General features: G+C 35.2%; 19 protein-coding genes. 13 read left to right on the top strand and 6 right to left on the bottom strand.

The genetic code is table 11. The features are described from left to right. Positions 1–23: 23 nt before the first annotated feature. Positions 24–1,223, bottom strand: coding sequence for a PQQ-dependent sugar dehydrogenase (locus FNE73_RS02305; RefSeq protein WP_143883170.1), 1,200 nt, complete (start codon positions 1,221–1,223; stop codon positions 24–26). 111 nt (positions 1,224–1,334) lie between these two features. Between FNE73_RS02305 and FNE73_RS02300 the strand changes: the two genes are divergently transcribed. The 7 genes from FNE73_RS02300 to FNE73_RS02270 all read left to right on the top strand — a co-directional run bounded on the left by FNE73_RS02300 (position 1,335) and on the right by FNE73_RS02270 (position 7,947). Next, on the top strand, positions 1,335–1,706 hold the full coding sequence (locus FNE73_RS02300) for a BlaI/MecI/CopY family transcriptional regulator (protein WP_143883169.1): 372 nt from the start codon (positions 1,335–1,337) through the stop codon (positions 1,704–1,706). Positions 1,707–1,708: 2 nt separating this feature from the next. Continuing rightward, on the top strand, positions 1,709–3,142 hold the full coding sequence (locus FNE73_RS02295) for a M56 family metallopeptidase (RefSeq protein WP_143883168.1): 1,434 nt from the start codon (positions 1,709–1,711) through the stop codon (positions 3,140–3,142). A gap of 51 nt (positions 3,143–3,193) precedes the next feature. Then, a complete protein-coding gene (uvrB, locus tag FNE73_RS02290) occupies positions 3,194–5,185 on the top strand; it encodes an excinuclease ABC subunit UvrB (RefSeq protein ID WP_143883167.1) in 1,992 nt (663 codons plus the stop codon). A gap of 108 nt (positions 5,186–5,293) precedes the next feature. Next, complete coding sequence (locus tag FNE73_RS02285) at positions 5,294–5,854, top strand: hypothetical protein (protein ID WP_143883166.1); 561 nt, start codon at positions 5,294–5,296, stop codon at positions 5,852–5,854. A gap of 11 nt (positions 5,855–5,865) precedes the next feature. Continuing rightward, the gene (locus FNE73_RS02280) at positions 5,866–6,504 is read left to right on the top strand and encodes a hypothetical protein (RefSeq protein ID WP_143883165.1); all 639 of its coding nucleotides are present in this window, start codon (positions 5,866–5,868) and stop codon (positions 6,502–6,504) included. 14 nt (positions 6,505–6,518) lie between these two features. Then, entirely contained in the window at positions 6,519–7,283 is a 765-nt protein-coding gene (locus FNE73_RS02275; protein WP_143883164.1) for a sensor histidine kinase, read from the top strand. Positions 7,284–7,302: 19 nt separating this feature from the next. After that, complete coding sequence (locus FNE73_RS02270) at positions 7,303–7,947, top strand: response regulator transcription factor (protein WP_143883163.1); 645 nt, start codon at positions 7,303–7,305, stop codon at positions 7,945–7,947. Positions 7,948–7,957: 10 nt separating this feature from the next. On the opposite strand, the gene FNE73_RS02265 is transcribed toward FNE73_RS02270, so the two are convergent. Together FNE73_RS02265 and FNE73_RS02260 are read right to left on the bottom strand one after the other, a co-directional pair. Further along, positions 7,958–8,584: an aminotransferase class IV gene (locus tag FNE73_RS02265; RefSeq protein WP_143883162.1), complete on the bottom strand. Its 627-nt coding sequence runs from the start codon at positions 8,582–8,584 to the stop codon at positions 7,958–7,960. Beyond that, the gene (locus tag FNE73_RS02260; protein WP_143883161.1) at positions 8,568–9,545 is read right to left on the bottom strand and encodes an aminodeoxychorismate synthase component I; all 978 of its coding nucleotides are present in this window, start codon (positions 9,543–9,545) and stop codon (positions 8,568–8,570) included. Before FNE73_RS02260 ends, FNE73_RS02265 begins: the two co-directional genes overlap by 17 nt. Before the next feature lie 46 nt (positions 9,546–9,591). Here FNE73_RS02260 and FNE73_RS02255 point away from each other — a divergent pair, with 46 nt between their 5' ends. The 4 genes from FNE73_RS02255 (at position 9,592) to FNE73_RS02240 (ending at position 12,453) form a co-directional block, all read left to right on the top strand. Next, the gene (locus FNE73_RS02255; protein ID WP_143883160.1) at positions 9,592–10,314 is read left to right on the top strand and encodes a hypothetical protein; all 723 of its coding nucleotides are present in this window, start codon (positions 9,592–9,594) and stop codon (positions 10,312–10,314) included. A 69-nt stretch (positions 10,315–10,383) separates the two neighbouring features. Then, a complete protein-coding gene (locus tag FNE73_RS02250) occupies positions 10,384–11,115 on the top strand; it encodes a beta-carotene 15,15'-monooxygenase (protein ID WP_143883159.1) in 732 nt (243 codons plus the stop codon). Beyond that, the gene (locus FNE73_RS02245) at positions 11,116–12,204 is read left to right on the top strand and encodes an AI-2E family transporter (RefSeq protein ID WP_143883158.1); all 1,089 of its coding nucleotides are present in this window, start codon (positions 11,116–11,118) and stop codon (positions 12,202–12,204) included. It begins immediately after the preceding gene. Between the two features lie 15 nt (positions 12,205–12,219). After that, a complete protein-coding gene (locus FNE73_RS02240; RefSeq protein ID WP_143883801.1) occupies positions 12,220–12,453 on the top strand; it encodes a DUF3820 family protein in 234 nt (77 codons plus the stop codon). Positions 12,454–12,531: 78 nt separating this feature from the next. On the opposite strand, the gene FNE73_RS02235 is transcribed toward FNE73_RS02240, so the two are convergent. The 3 genes from FNE73_RS02235 to FNE73_RS02225 are packed head-to-tail and all read right to left on the bottom strand — an operon-like array spanning position 12,532 to position 14,417. Beyond that, the gene (locus FNE73_RS02235) at positions 12,532–12,981 is read right to left on the bottom strand and encodes a GNAT family N-acetyltransferase (RefSeq protein WP_143883157.1); all 450 of its coding nucleotides are present in this window, start codon (positions 12,979–12,981) and stop codon (positions 12,532–12,534) included. Continuing rightward, on the bottom strand, positions 12,974–13,597 hold the full coding sequence (gene yihA, locus FNE73_RS02230) for a ribosome biogenesis GTP-binding protein YihA/YsxC (protein ID WP_143883156.1): 624 nt from the start codon (positions 13,595–13,597) through the stop codon (positions 12,974–12,976). Before yihA ends, FNE73_RS02235 begins: the two co-directional genes overlap by 8 nt. 58 nt (positions 13,598–13,655) lie before the next feature. Next, positions 13,656–14,417 carry an alpha/beta fold hydrolase gene (locus FNE73_RS02225; protein WP_130914409.1) on the bottom strand — a complete coding sequence of 254 codons (762 nt, stop codon included), beginning with the start codon at positions 14,415–14,417 and terminating at the stop codon, positions 13,656–13,658. 268 nt (positions 14,418–14,685) lie between these two features. On the opposite strand from FNE73_RS02225, the gene mraZ reads away from it, so the two are divergent. Together mraZ and rsmH are read left to right on the top strand one after the other, a co-directional pair. Continuing rightward, positions 14,686–15,144, top strand: a complete 459-nt coding sequence (gene mraZ, locus FNE73_RS02220) for a division/cell wall cluster transcriptional repressor MraZ (RefSeq protein ID WP_143883155.1) — start codon at positions 14,686–14,688, stop codon at positions 15,142–15,144. Between the two features lie 22 nt (positions 15,145–15,166). Continuing rightward, positions 15,167–16,060: a 16S rRNA (cytosine(1402)-N(4))-methyltransferase RsmH gene (gene rsmH / locus FNE73_RS02215; protein ID WP_143883154.1), complete on the top strand. Its 894-nt coding sequence runs from the start codon at positions 15,167–15,169 to the stop codon at positions 16,058–16,060. The last annotated feature ends 34 nt before the right edge of the window (positions 16,061–16,094 follow it).

The following is a 16,094-nucleotide window of genomic DNA, read 5'->3' as shown; positions in this document are numbered from 1 at the left end:
TATCAATTTGATTAATCAGTAATTTATTTTCTGGAAATTTTATATAATTTTCCACTGTCGGTAATTCCGTACAGATTTCCATCCGTTGCACTCAAAACATCACGGAATCTTTCTTTCTGATCTAAAAGAAGACGCTCCTCACCTACTACTTTATTGTCTTTCAGGACAATTCTGTTAATATGTTGTCCGCTGAGACACGCAATAAAAAGATTATTTTTCCATTCCTCAATATTTCCGTTATAGAATGTCACGCCACTCGGAGAAACTACTGGGTCCCAATAATAAACCGGCTGTTCAGTCCCTGCCTTTTGGGTGGTTCCATTGTTTATTTTATCACCATTGTATTCAATTCCATAGCTTACATCGCCCCAACCGTAATTTTTCCCCGGTTGAATTAAATTGATTTCATCACCACCTCTCGGTCCCATTTCAATATCCCAAAGCTGCCCTTTTTCATCCAGCGCAATACCTTGCGGACTGCGGATTCCAAAAGCATAGATTTCAGGCTTATAACCATCTTTACCAATGAATGGATTTCCCTGAGCAGGTTTTCCATCCTTTGTTATTTTCAGGATTTTTCCTAAATAGTTATCTGTTTTCTGAGCATATACTCTTGTCACCTTATCAGATCTTTCTCCAGTACTTACAAAAAGATTACCATCTTTATCAAAAACAAGACGGCTTCCGTAATGTTTATCTCCGTCATAAGAAGGAGTGGCACGGAAAATTACTTTTACATCAGAAATATTCTTCATATCCTCAGAAAGCTTTCCTTTGGCAACAGATGTCAAATTTCCTTCGCCATAAGGCTCAGAAAAAACAAAAAAGATCATATTATTAGTTTTGAAATCTGGATCCAGAGCAACATCAAGCATACCGCCTTGTCCTTTTGAATCTACTTTAGGAAATCCTTCAATTTTAGAAACCTGTTTTCCGTCAGCAGAAACCACATTCATATAACCTGATTTTTCAGTAATTAAAAAACGGCCGTCAGGAAGATTGATAATTCCCCAAGGTCTGCCTAAAGATGTATTAAGGACTTCTACCTTATATGGAGTTGAGGTTTTTATTGGAGTAATCCTTGTTTGTCCTCCAAAAGCAGGCTTGTAGTTGGTGTTCGGCTTTTCTTCTTTTGCGGATGGTTCACTTGGCTTTCCTTTTCCCTGACAGGAAACTAAGCCTGTAGCAGAAGCCAGTAAAATAGGTAAGAGTAATTTTTTCATAATAATATTTAAAGGTTCAATTTCCTATAAGTGGAAAAATAATGCCACAATAATTTTGCACAATTAAAATTAATTTCTACATTTGTAGAACAATATTAAATTTTGTAGAACATGAATGAAATAAAACTTACCAATTCAGAAAAAAGCCTGATGGAAATTCTCTGGGAAAAAGAAAAAGCTTTTATGAAAGATATTCTGGAAGCTTATCCCGACCCGAAGCCAGCAGCAACTACCGTTGCAACGCTTCTAAAAAGAATGCATAACAAAGATCTTGTAGGATTTAAGGTATATGGGAATTCGCGTGAATACTTCCCGAAAGTAGCAAAAACCGAATATTTCAAAGAGGAAATGAATACTATGATTGACCGTTTTTTTAACAGCTCTGTGACACAATTTGCTTCATTTTTTACCTCCAATTCAAAATTGACTCAAAAACAACTGAAAGAACTCCGTGATATTATTGATAAAGAAATAAAAGATTAGTTATGGAAATCATTCTTTTGAAAACTATCTTATGCTCAGGAATGTTGTTGGGTTTTTATCATATATTTCTAGCAAAAGAAAAAACTTTTGTATTCAATCGTTTTTATCTACTTTCAGCTTTAATATTCTCACTATCAATTCCTTTTGTAACGATAGAAACAAAACAAATTGAAGAAGTAACTCCAAAAACAGTTTCAGTGGGAGAAATTTCACAGACCGTTTTACAAAATCCGGATGTTCAGCAAAAAAGTTTTGATTATATAAAAACTTTTCTGATTGCAAATATCATTATTACGGGACTTTTACTTTTAAAACTTATCTACTCAGTATTAAAAATAAAAAGATTAAAAGGAAAAAGAACCATCTACCAAGACCGAAAAATTGTTCTCCTACAGAAAGATTTTGCTCCATTCAGTTTTTGGGATACAATTTATCTCTCAGAAAACTATTTTAAAGACTCAAGGATTGATGAAACTATTTTTCTGCATGAGAATATTCACATAACGCAAAAACACACAGCAGATATATTCTTTATAGAAATTATAAAAGCTGTTTTTTGGTTTAATCCTTTCATATATTTCTATAAAAAAGCAATTATCAACAATCATGAATTTCTCGCTGATGAAGCTGTAATTGCAGAAAATAAAAATATAAAAGTTTATCAGGAACTGATTTTACAGGAAGTTCTAAAGCAGCAAAATATAGCTTTAATACACCAATTTAATTTTAACAACACTAAAAAAAGATTTATTATGATGACAAAGAAAAATTCAAAATTTGCAACTACCAAGAACTATCTGGCATTACCCGCTTTTATTGTACTTGCATTTGTATTTGCTGAAAAAGTATATGCGAATGAAAATACAAAAGCTGCTGATTCAAAAATAACAACAGATACTAAAAAACAATCAACTGATCATTCTGAAGTTTATCAAAAGATCAATAATGATGAAAAAAAAGATATCGGCGTCACATTTAAAGACAATGATAAAAACGACTTCTTATCATATCCAGAAAAAGACACAATAAAACCTCAAGAAAAGAACAATATAAAAGCAGAAGAAAACCATAAAAGCAATGACTCTTCCATTCCGGCGCCTCCGCCTCCATCATCAAGTTTTGTACAGGCAGAATTTCCTGGCGGAGCATCTAATATTAGAAAAAAAGCAGCAGAAGTCTTTAATCCTGCTAATATTAAAGATGACAAGGAAATTTTACAATCTGTAGTATATATTTCTATTGATGAAACCGGAAAAGTAGAAAAAGTAGTTAGCACAGGAATTCAGGAAGATTTTAATAAGGAGGCAGAAAGGTCTGTAAAACTAGCATTAGGAGAAACATTGTGGAAGCCTGCAACCAATGCAGGAAAACCAGTAAAAACGGCATTTAGCATACCGATAAGCCTGCATTTTGAAAAACCTAAAAAAACACAATAAATATATTCAGGAGTCCGATTCGGACTCTTTTTTATTTCCTAAATTTGTTCTATGAAATTCAAGCTTCAATCAGAATATAAGCCAACCGGAGACCAGCCTCAAGCCATTGAAAAGCTGACAAAAGGCGTAGAAATCGGTGAAAAATATCAGACTTTACTCGGAGTGACAGGTTCGGGAAAAACCTTTACCGTTGCCAATGTGGTGAACAATGTACAAAAACCGACTTTGGTTTTGGCTCACAACAAAACTTTGGCAGCTCAGCTTTTTATGGAATTTAAAGAATTTTTTCCTGAAAACGCGGTAGAGTATTTCGTCAGTTATTACGATTATTATCAGCCTGAAGCATACATTGCGAGTTCCGGAACCTATATAGAAAAAGACCTCAGCATCAATGAAGAGGTGGAAAAATTAAGACTTTCAGCAACGGCAAGTTTACTTTCAGGGAGAAGAGATGTACTGATTGTTGCCTCTGTTTCATGCATTTACGGTATCGGAAATCCGTCAGAGTTTCATAAATCTTTGATTTCACTGGCAATTGGTGAAAAAACTACAAGGACCTCCCTTCTTCATTCTTTGGTTAATGCGTTATATTCCAGAACATTGGGAGACTTCCAAAGAGGTACATTCAGGGTAAAAGGTGATGTAGTAGATGTCTTTCCTGCCTATGCAGATAATGGAGTAAGAATTCAGTTTTTTGGTGATGAAATAGAAAAAATCCAAAGCTTTGATCCGGCCTCAGGAAATGTAACATCTAATTTTGAACAGATTCAGATCTATCCTGCCAATCTTTTTGTTACTTCAAAAGAAACATTAAACGGAGCCATAAGAAACATACAGGATGACCTGGTAAAACAAGTTGATTTTTTCAGTTCTATCGAAAAACCGCTTGAAGCTAAAAGGCTTCAGGAACGTACCGAACTTGATCTTGAAATGATTAAGGAACTAGGTTACTGCTCAGGAATTGAAAATTATTCCCGATATCTGGACGGAAGAATTCCCGGATCAAGGCCATTCTGCCTTTTAGATTATTTTCCTAAAGATTTTTTGATGGTCATTGACGAAAGCCACGTTACCGTTCCGCAGGTGCATGCCATGTATGGCGGCGACAGAAGCCGTAAGGAAGCTTTGGTAGAATACGGTTTCCGACTTCCTGCTGCGATGGACAACAGACCTTTAAAGTTTGAAGAATTTGAAGCAATTCAGAATCAGGTCATTTACGTTTCGGCAACTCCTGCAGATTATGAGCTTGAAAAAACAGGCGGTGAATATATTGAACAAATTATCCGCCCAACCGGACTTTTAGATCCGATTATTGAAATCCGCCCGACTATCAATCAGATTGATGATTTAATGGAAGAAATCCGGAAGCGCGCAGAAATTGACGAACGGGTTCTTGTGACCACTTTAACTAAGAAAATGGCGGAAGAACTCACCAAATATTTTACAAAATTTGGAATCAGAACAAGATATATTCATTCTGATGTAGAAACTCTGGAGCGTATTCAGATTATGCAGGATCTGCGTTTGGGACTATTTGATGTATTGATTGGAGTAAATTTACTCAGAGAAGGTTTAGATTTACCCGAAGTTTCATTGGTTGCCATTTTGGACGCTGATAAAGAAGGAATGCTCAGAAGCCGAAGGTCTATGATTCAGACTGTAGGACGTGCAGCGAGAAACGTGAACGGAAGAGCGATTATGTATGCAGATAAAATCACAAAATCTATGCAGAATACACTGGATGAAACCGAATACCGCCGAGCTAAACAAATAGCATATAACGAGAAACATGGCAAAGTTCCGACTGCATTAAATAAAAAAATATCCGAAAATCTGGTAGGAAGAAGCAAGGATTTCCCTGATGAAAGGTACACTCAGAAAGAAATTGTACAAAAAGTTGCAGAAACTAAAGCCAATTATTCATCAGCAGATGTAGAGAAAATTATCGCTCAGAAACAAAAAGAAATGGAAGCGGCTGCTAAAAATTTAGATTTTATAAAAGCTGCCAAATTGCGTGACGAGATTGCTGCTTTGAAAGGATAAACTTTCTTCAATATTTTTTTTTGGTTTAAAAAACGGTGTTTTACCCCTTTTTTGTAAGGAAGCATATAACTAACTTTGTTACACAACCTTATAAAAAAATAGTAAAACATGAAAACTAAATTTTTGTTCAGAAATTCAGGTGCAATTTTGAGCCTGATTGTATTTGCTTTTATTGCAGTCTTTACTGTAAGATGCACTCCGCCTCCGCCCGAAGAACCCGTAAGCGACAGCTACAAAAAGAAACTCATTACCTATGAGGAAAGCAGGGTTTTGTTTGACGAATACTCCAGAACCAACAATCAGATTCTCGCCCAATCAAGAAACGGAAATCCCGATTCCCGCTGGTATTGGTTTTCCCTGGAAGATATGGAAGGCTACATCAAGTACGTAAAAGAAAATGCTAAAAAACAAAATCTGAAAAACCCCGGAATTAGAATTTATTTAGGCAAATATCCGGAAAATCATCCTGCCGGTAAAATGGCAAAACCTGAATACGCCGGCTACCAGACCATTTTTTTAATGCCAACTGCAAAAGCAGAAAAAGAAGACAATACAACACTTAAAAGAGCACAAACGATGGACGAAAACGAAGATGTACAGTCTATTCAGCCACTGAATATGACCAATCTTGCACCGCCGCCTAACTCTTTAACCAATTCCATGAACTAAAAATCAGCAAAATGAATTGGGATGTAGAAATAAGCAAAAAAGTGTCAATGATCATGCTGGTGATCGTTTTGATGATAATTTTCTGGAATTATAAAAAAATCCAGAAAGTAAATATGTATTTTTTTTCAGGATTTATTTTACTCTCTGCCATTGATCTTTTTTGCTATTTCTATTTTAAAACAACAAAGAAGCCAACCGATACCTTTTATATTTTAGGCATTTTCGGTGCTTTTTTTCTTTATTTACTATATTATTACCGTCTGTTTTACATCCCTTTTCTTAAAAAAACGCAACTTTTATTTCTGATGGTTTTCTGGGTAAATATTGGGGTAATGATGTTTTTTAATCCTAATTTTTTTGGGCATTTTTCTTTTAGTATATTTTACGTTAACATCCTTTTGCTCACTTTTTCGGTTATTTTATTTTTATACCAAACGTTCAATTCTGATAAAATATTCAGAATAAAAAATTATCTGCCTTTCTGGATTTCTGTTGCCTGTCTGATTTTCTATATCGGAATCATTCCTATTATTTTTTTCCGGAATACCGTTTCTCTCAACATTTATTTTTTTATTTTATTTTTATTGAATCTTATCAATAACGCCATTATTATTTTTGGTCTTATTCTGAACAAACCCGAAAAAACATAAATTGAAATCAGCGTATGGAACTGAATAATCTGGTTATCATTTTTACCATTACCTTACTGATCGTTGTTCTGACGATGATTTTCGTTTATGTAATTTTTCTTCAGAAAAAAACAATATTACTGATTCAGCAGAAAGAGAAAGATATGCGTTTTGAAAAAGAATTAACGACTTCTCAGATTGAAATAAAAGAACAGACGCTCAATTACATCGGTCAGGAACTTCATGACGATCTTGGTCAAAAACTTTCAGTAGTAAGATTAAGGCAGAATCAGCTCATCAGCAAAATAAATACTGTAGAGAAGGAAGAGCTTACAGAATTGAGCGAATTGCTGGGTGAGTGCATTCAGGACATCAGAAATTTATCAAAAACACTCATCACAGAGCAGGTTATCCATTTCGGACTGATGGAATCTCTGGAGCGTGAGATTCTGAAAATCAGAAAGCTGAGACTTTTGGATATTGAAATCATTTCACAAAAGCATGACATTGATATTTCTCCGAAAAATGGTCTTATTCTTTTCAGAATTATTCAGGAAAGCATCAACAATATTCTGAAACATTCAAGAGCTAAGAAAGTAGAAATTACGATTGATGAAACGCCATCCATTCTTTCCATTACGATTTCAGATAACGGAAAAGGGTTTGATACTGCCACAGAAAATGACGGTTCGGGACTAAAAAATATGCAGCTTCGCGCAAAAATCATTCAGGCAGACTTTTCCATCAGTTCTCAATTGGAAAAAGGAACACAGACAACCATAATCTATCATAAAAACTGATTACCCTAAAAAAATACCTATGAAAACAATTCCCATTGCCATTGTTGACGATCATACCTTGATGTCTAAAGCGCTGGAAAATATGATCGTGGAAAACCCCAATTATCGTGTGGTGATGAATCAGCCGAACGGTGAAGACTTTATTGAAGCACTGCAGAAATCAGAAGAACTTCCCGCAGTTGTTCTCATGGATATTAATATGCCCTTTAAAAATGGAATCGAAACCACGGAATGGCTCTCTAAAAATCACCCGGAAATTAAAGTCATTGCACTTACCATGGAAGATGATGAAAAAATTCTGATCAAAATGCTGAAAGCCGGAGCCAAAGGATATTTGCTGAAAGATATGCAGCCTTCCATTTTATTTCAGGCAATTGATACGGTATACGAAAAGGGCAGCTTTTATACCGATTTCGTCGCACAAAAATTACTAAAGGTGAAAACCGAAGATCTTAAAACCGAATCTTTACTTTCAGAATTAAAAGGTAGAGAACTCGAATTTATTAAATGGGCATGCAGTGAACTGACCTATAAAGAAATTGCTGACAAAATGTTTGTAAGCCCAAAAACTGTTGACGGCTACAGAGATTCTGTTTTCATCAAATTAGAAATCAAAAACAGAGTCGGACTTGTGCTTTTTGCTATGAAACATAATCTGTGCTGAAACAATTCAATTAAAAATCCAGATAATCGTTGTTTCCGGGAAGATTGCTGATTTTGTGAATCGGGTAGATAAACATATCATCAAAGTCATTCAGCGCATTAATCAACTGAAAATGAGAAAACTCCTTAATATTCTGAAGGGTGATTTCCATTTCTTTGATTTTCTTTTTTTTCAGAAGATTCTGTCTCTGTACACCGTTCAGAAGGTAGGTTGTCGGTGTAAACCATTCTTTACCTTTTAGAAAAAGCAGATTAGAAAATGAAGTGTCGGTAATATGATTATTTTTTACAATAATGATTTCTTCAGCTTTAGCTTTCATCTTCATTCTTTCCAGTTCTTTCCGGTCTTCAAACTTGAACGAATAATCGTAGCTATTGTTTTCAACCAACTGAAAATCATGAATTTCCGGAATAGCATAAGGAATCATCATTGTACGGAAACGTTTGTCTAAATCGTAGGTAATTTTTAGTTTATACAAACCATCTTCATCATGATTCAGATTCTTAAAAATTTTTTCCAGATCAATAGAACCTTCCTTACCAAAATTGGCAAAGGTCTGATTTATACGCTTTTGATGAAGCTCCAAAAGGAAAATTTCCTGATCTTCTACTTTAATACTTTCAATGAATTGGAACATAAATCTTATTTTTCATTTCCTGATACTCGTCTTCCAGTTTGCTCATGTGGGTAATTCCACCGCCGCTTTTGAAGTATAGCGTATCATTTTCTTTTTCAATAAATCTTATCATCACGCAGCTGTCGAGATTCTCACCATCAAACCAGCCACAAATGCCTGTGTACAACCCTCTGTTGTAGTTTTCTGCCTCCAGAATAATTTCCAGAGTTTTGGGTTTTGGCGCACCCAGAATAGAACCGGCAGGAAGAAGTTTCCGCATTACACTTCCGATTTTCCCAACATATTCAGGCTTTATTATTCCCGAAATTTCAGAACTCATTGCGTACAAATCTTTCTGGTGGGTTTTTAAAAAATCAATGTACTGAAATTTATCCACCTTTACATCATCTGCCACTCTGCTGAGATCATTTCTTAAAAGATCCACAACTGTATAATGTTCTGCTTTTTCTTTCTTATCATTTTTAAGCACTTCGGCGGCATTTTCTACAGAAGCATCAATAGTGCCTTTCATCGGATAAGTGAAAATTTCTCCGTTAATGATCTTTACAAATGTTTCGGGAGAAAAAAATACGAAAAAATCCGGATATAATACTTTATATTTAGCCTTAGAATGATAAAAAATCTCTTCAAGGCTTAGATTTGTTTCAATTTTGGTTTTTCTGGTATAATTGGTAAGATAGGAATTGCCTAAACGAATATTTTTCTGAACATGTTCAAAGCCCTTTCTGAAACTTTCGAGCGTTTCGGGATAAGAATGCAATTCGGGAATTTTATTTAATTCAGGCTTTTCAGAAGCATTAGAAAACAATTGAAAATCAACTAACAAGCCTTTTTCTTTCAACTCATTCTCTTTAAACACTTCAATATGGTCTGCCAAAAAATCAATCATGAAGAAAAAAGGAACTTTCTGCTGTGAAAGTTCGTCCATTTCCAAAAATTTTTGAGTATTTACAGAAAACATTCCGCAAAAATAGTTATTGATGTTTACTTTTGCATAAAAAATTTCAATGCAGGAGAATTATCCACAAAAACCGGGAATAGATTTTATAGTTAAGCAGGCGTTTTTCTACTGGAATAAAACGTTGATCTATCAACTGATGTTTTCCATTATCTATTTTTCCATCTTTTTTACCTCCCTATTTTTCTTTGCCACAAAATTCGGAATATGGGAACAGAATCAGGCATTGATCGAAGCGTATAAAACAAGTACAGAAGCTTATCTGGAGAAAGCTCAGGCTCTTTCGCAGACCGAAAGTTCAAGAATGTTTATGTACTCTTTCTTAGGAACCATCATTTTTCTTTATCCTTTAAATCTGGGCTTTTTCCAAATCTACAGAAAGATGGATCTGAATGAAGAAATCGGTCTTTCTGATCTGTTTGTAGGATATAATGGTTCCAATTTTTTCAGATACGGTTCTTATTTTCTGTTTTGGATCTTACCTTACTCACAACTTTTAGGAACAGTCATTTTTCCGGTATTCTGGATTGCTGTTACCTTATTTATTGCACCTTTGATGTTTTTCCAGAACAAAACCATTTTTGAGGGACTTTCGTTAAGCTTCAAAGCAATGAAAAATTACTTTATTGAAATTTTTGTTTGTATTCTGATTGCTTTCATCTTCAAATACATCGGTTTTGGAGTATTTTTCGTGGGTGCACTTTTCACTTTTCCTTTTTGGAACGCCATGATTTATTCTCTTTACAAGATTATTTTTTCAGAAAAATCATAAAATACTGAATCTTTCATGGTTTAATGACTCAAAAAAATTAAATTTGAGTAATCATAAAAATATTAAACTATGTCAGAATTTAACGAATTTGATGAGCAGGGTTCTGTTCCTGCAAGAGAAACAGGCTCTATTATCTCTCACGCTTTTGAAATGTATAAGGGTGTATTTCTGTATGTCATCTTATACATGATTATTTATATCATTGGTGACAGCATCATCCAAACATTAACGGGATTTACAATATGGCAGGATTTCGATTATGGAAATTTCAGCGAACTCTCTTCCAATTCGTCAATTTGGGAAAGACCTGAATCACGGGTTTATTATTCTTTTTCAGGACTTTGGGGCATCCTGCTTGCACCACTCAGTGTTGGTTTAATCTATATCACCAATAAATTTAACACCAAAATTCCAATTCAGTTTTCTGATCTTTTTATTGGTTATCGGCAAAATCTCGGTAATATATTGCTTTACGGGCTTATCACTACCATCATTTATTTTGTATCATTAATGTTGTGCGGACTGCCTTTCCTTTTTGTATATCCTTTATTTTTAATGGGATATCCTATTTTATTGTTTGAAAATGCCACCGCAATGGATGCTCTCAACAAGACATTTAATATTGCTAAAGAAAATTATGCTGTTTTTTTACTTACGGCACTATTGGGAGGGATAATCAGTCTTTCAGGATTACTTTTTTGCTGTGTTGGTATAATTTTTAGTTTACCATTCATCAACATCGTAATGTATTCTACTTACTGTGCATTTTTAGGAAAACCAAGACAAATAACAAACCACTAAATGTTACACAAAGAAAATCAAATCAGCAGTATTAAAATAAAACAGGTCTCCCTTCTTGCAATTATTCTGATTTTGGCAGTTCTTATCTGCTTTAATCTTGCCTTGTTTATTCCGTCTGTTTTAGGAGCAATTACGATCTATGTAGTATGCAGAAAATACAATTTCTATCTTCAGGAAGAGAGAAAATGGAAACCTTGGGCATCTTCTCTTGCATTGATGTTCGCAAGTTTGATCATCATCATCCTTCCAATTTATTTCATTGCTGACCTGCTGATCGAAAAGCTGGGAAATGCGCAGGCTTACATGGAAAAGTTCAATATTTTTATAGATAAGATTCATGATTTTGTTTATTCTAAAACCAATTTCGACATTCTGAGTAAAGAAAACATGACGAAGCTGAAAGATTTTGCCGGAAAATATTCTACAACTGCACTGAGCAGTACCTTTAATACGCTGACCGTAATCGCTTCAATGTATTTTATTCTTTACTTTATGTTTGAAAAGCCAAGACTTTTTGAGCGCATTCTTACATCTGCCGCTCCTTTGAAAAGATCGAACGTATCTATGATTGGAGAAAAAATGAGAAAACTCATTATGGCAAATGCTATTGGAATTCCAGTTGTAGCTTTAGGACAGGGAATTGTTGCATTGGTTGGTTACTTCATTTTTGGAGCGCCAAGTCCGATCTTGCTTTTTGCTTTAACCGCAGTAGCTTCGATGATTCCTATTGTAGGAGCTGCGATTATATATGTTCCGATATGTATTTTTATGATTGCGGAAGGAAACACAGGTGCAGGATTAGGTTTGGGGGCATACTGTATGGTTGTAGTAGGTCTTACTGATAATGTTCTTCGCTTTACTCTTCTTAAAAAGCTGGAAGATATTCATCCGCTTAACACCGTTTTCGGGATCATCATGGGGATGAAACTATTTGGATTTATGGGATTGGTTTTTGGTCCTATTCTGGTTTCATTTACCCTACTGTTGATTCAGGTATACAGAAATGAATTTTCAGATGATGAAACGCCAGAGCTTCAGCTTCCCGACAAAGATGATGAACTGGAAGAAAAAATAGATTTAATGGTATAAAAAATGGAGAATGGAATCAATCCTGAGATTTTACAGGAAATATGTACCGTAAAAATGCCTTTCGGAAAATATCAGAATACCGTATTGGCAGATCTTCCGATTAGTTATCTGGAATGGTTTCAGAGACAGGGAATGCCAAAAGGAAAATTGGGGATGCAGCTTGCTACGATTTATGAAATAAAACTGAACGGATTGACCGATTTATTGATCCCAATTCGTAAAGGATTAGTCAATTTCAAAAAAGAATGAACTCAATAATACCAAAAAACAAAACCGGATTTAAAAAGTCCGGTTTATTTATTTGCCATTCGTAAGGTTAGCAACATCTTACTTTCTGAACATTTCCGAATGCGGAATATTATCTTCAAGATACTTTTTACCCGTATCTTCAAATCCGAAATAGGAATAAAACCTTAACAGATAATCTTGTGCAGAGATTCTTATTTCTGAAGTTCTGAAGCGGTTTTCAATAATTTCAACAGCATATTGTATCAACTGTTTTCCTAAATTTTTTCCGCGCCCTTTTTCCGAGGTCAAAACTCTCCCGATGGAACATTCAGGATATTTAATTTCTTTATCAAAAATCCTGCAGTAAGCTAGAACGGTATGATCTTCTTCCGCCCACAAATGCAGGGCTTTTCTGTCATAATTATCCAGATCAGGATAAGGACAGTTTTGTTCAACTACAAATACATCTACTCTCGCTTTGATCACTTCATAAAGTTCAGAAGTCGTTATTTCTTCAAAGCTCTTTACTTTCCAGATTATATTACTCATCAAAACTTACACTATTGTTGGCTAAAAATTCATTGGTTTTCTGAATGAAATGTAAAATTTGCTCACAGCCTTCTTTTTTTTCCGCTGATGTCAGATACAATTCCGGCAGATCTTCCCATGTTTTAAGAAGTTCAGCTTTATAATTTTCAACATTCTGGAGTGCAACATTAGGTTTAAGTTTATCCGCTTTTGTAAATACTATTGAAAACGGAACACCGCTTTCTCCGCACCACTGGATAAATTCCAGATCTATTTTCTGCGGACTGTGACGCGAATCTACCAACACAAAAAGGTTGACCAGGTTCCTCCTGTTTAAAATATAATTGGTAATGAGCTTTTCAAAATCTTTTCTGATAACTTTTGAAACCTTTGCATATCCATATCCCGGCAAATCGGTAAGATACCAGTTTTCGTTTACTAAAAAATGATTGATAAGCTGGGTTTTTCCCGGCGTACCCGAAGTTTTTGCTAAATCTTTATGATTCATCATCGCATTGATAAGCGAAGACTTTCCTACATTTGATCTCCCGATAAAAGCATATTCAGGCATATTCGGCTCAGGACATTCCTGCCATTTGCCGCTGCTTTTTACAAAAGTTGCTGTTTTAATAACCATTGATCTGATTTTTATTTAGAAAAATAAACCATTAAGAACTCTCTTAATGGCTATTGTTTTATACTTTATCTTTTACCCAGTTGTAAAGAATTTCGTTGAATTCGTCCGGTTTTTCCATCATCGCAGCATGTCCGCACTTATCAATCCAGAATAAATCTGAGTTCGGAATAAATTTATGCATATCTTCTGCTACTTCCGGAGGTGTTACATTATCCTGCTTTCCCCAAATCAGACATGTAGGTCTGGATATTTTGGGCAGATCATTCAGCATATTGTGTTTAATCGCGCTTCTTGCCAGCATGACGGTTTTGATTCCTTTCATCCGATCATTTACAACACTGAAGACCTCATCTACCAGATCTTCCGTAGCAACTGCAGGATCATAAAAAACCTCCTCAGCTTTTTTCCTGATATAAGAGCGGTCATTTTTTCTCGGAAAACTGTCACCAAAAGCTCTTTCATACAATCCTGAACTTCCGGTAAGAACGAGATTCTGCACCAGATCTGGTCTTGCAAGTGTTAAAATAAGACCTACATGACCACCCATAGAGTTTCCTACAATGGTTACGGGTTTCCCGATATTGGTTTCAATAAACTTGATAACGTATTTTGCAATGGTCGTAAGATTGGTATTGAGTACCGGCAAATCATAAATCGGCAATTGAGGCACATACACCTTAAATCCTTTCTCTGAAAAAAAATTCACCATTTTATCAAAATTACTCAAACCACCCATAAGCCCGTGCAAAAGCACAAGCGGATGACCTTCTCCCGCTTCTATAAAGTTATATTTCTTTTCTTTTTTTGTACTAAATCTCATAAAGTGCCTGTATAAGCCTTGCAAAAATACAAATTAAACACCAAAATTGTTTTGATGTCTCTAATTTAAACTAAAAATAATATATTCACCCACTTCTGAAAAGAAATTTGAAATTCTTTTTCCTATGCGGTGAATAAAGCTTTCAAAGATTAATAAGCAAAAATATTTATCTCGCTGATAATCAACAAATATCAAAACTTATTAACATTAAGTCAAAAAGTGGGAAAAAGTGGGAAATTTCGGAAAAATATTTCTAATTTTGTCCCAAATGAGAAATTTCATTGGAACATATGAGTGTAAAATAGACGACAAGGGTCGCCTGAAAGTACCTTCATCGCTTATCAAGCAGATGGAGAACTTTGAGGATAAAACCTTTGTGGTAAAACGCTCCGTGTTCCAACCATGTCTTGAAGTTTATCCTATGAAAGCCTGGGACAAACTGATGGAAAAGATTAACAAACTGAATAGATTCATCAAAAAAAATGCAGATTTTATCCGCATGTTTACCGCAGGCGTAAAGACCGTAGAGCTTGATACTGCCGGAAGACTGCAGATCTCTAAAGACCTTACCACTTTTGCCCAGCTTACGAAAGATGTGGTTGTCACAAGTGCCGGAGAACTTTTTGAGATCTGGGATAAAGAAGCTTATGAAAAAGTAATCGCAACCAACGAAGAAGATTTTGCCAATCTGGCAGAAGATGTAATGGGAGCTTTTGATGAAGAATAATTAATGTAAACACAAATACAGAATGTATCACAACCCCGTTTTATTGAAGCAAAGTGTGGATGATTTGGTGACGAATCCTGACGGAATTTATGTGGACTGCACGTTTGGTGGTGGTGGACATTCCCGTGAAATTGTAAGCCGACTTTCCGAAAAAGGAAAATTATACGCCTTTGACCAAGACCTTGATGCGCTTGAAAATTCTTTTAACGACGAAAGATTCACACTTATTAACCAAAACTTCAGGTTTTTAGAAAATTCTCTCCTGATGTACGGAGTTTCTAAGGTAGACGGAATTTTGGCTGATCTCGGTGTCTCATCACACCAGTTTGACGAAGCAGAAAGAGGTTTTTCTACCAGAAGCGATGCTCCGCTTGATATGAGGATGAATGTAATGCAGAGTCTTGATGCGAAAAAAGTCATCAATGAATATGATGAAGAGGCTTTGGCAGACATTTTTTATTATTACGGCGAACTCAGAGAAGCCAGAAAACTGGCGCGGGACATCGTTCATCACAGGAAATCCAAAACCATAGAAACCACCGAAGATCTGAAAAAACTCTTCAGTTACCTCCCACCGCATAAAGTAAATAAATTTTACGCACAGTTGTTTCAGGCAATTAGAATTGAGGTAAACCAGGAACTGGAGGTCTTAAAAGAAATGCTGGTTCAGTCATATAATATTTTAAAGCCGGGAGGAAGGCTTGTCGTAATTTCTTATCACTCTCTTGAAGACCGTCTTGTAAAAAGATTTTTGAAGAACGGTATGTTTGAAGGTGAGCCGGAAAGAGATATTTTCGGAAATTATAAAAAAGCATTTGAACTGGTAAAAAGCAAAGCAATCATTCCTGATAATAAAGAAATTGAAGAAAACTCAAGAGCCAGAAGTGCAAAAATGAGAACAGGAATAAAAGTATAAACGTGAACGAGTGAATTGTCAGCGGTGATTTTTA

Source organism: Chryseobacterium binzhouense (genome assembly GCF_007474545.1).
GTDB classification, from domain to species: domain Bacteria; phylum Bacteroidota; class Bacteroidia; order Flavobacteriales; family Weeksellaceae; genus Chryseobacterium; species Chryseobacterium binzhouense.
The sequence above is the reverse complement of the archived record's forward strand: the minus strand, read 5'-3'. Positions and strand labels throughout refer to the sequence as shown.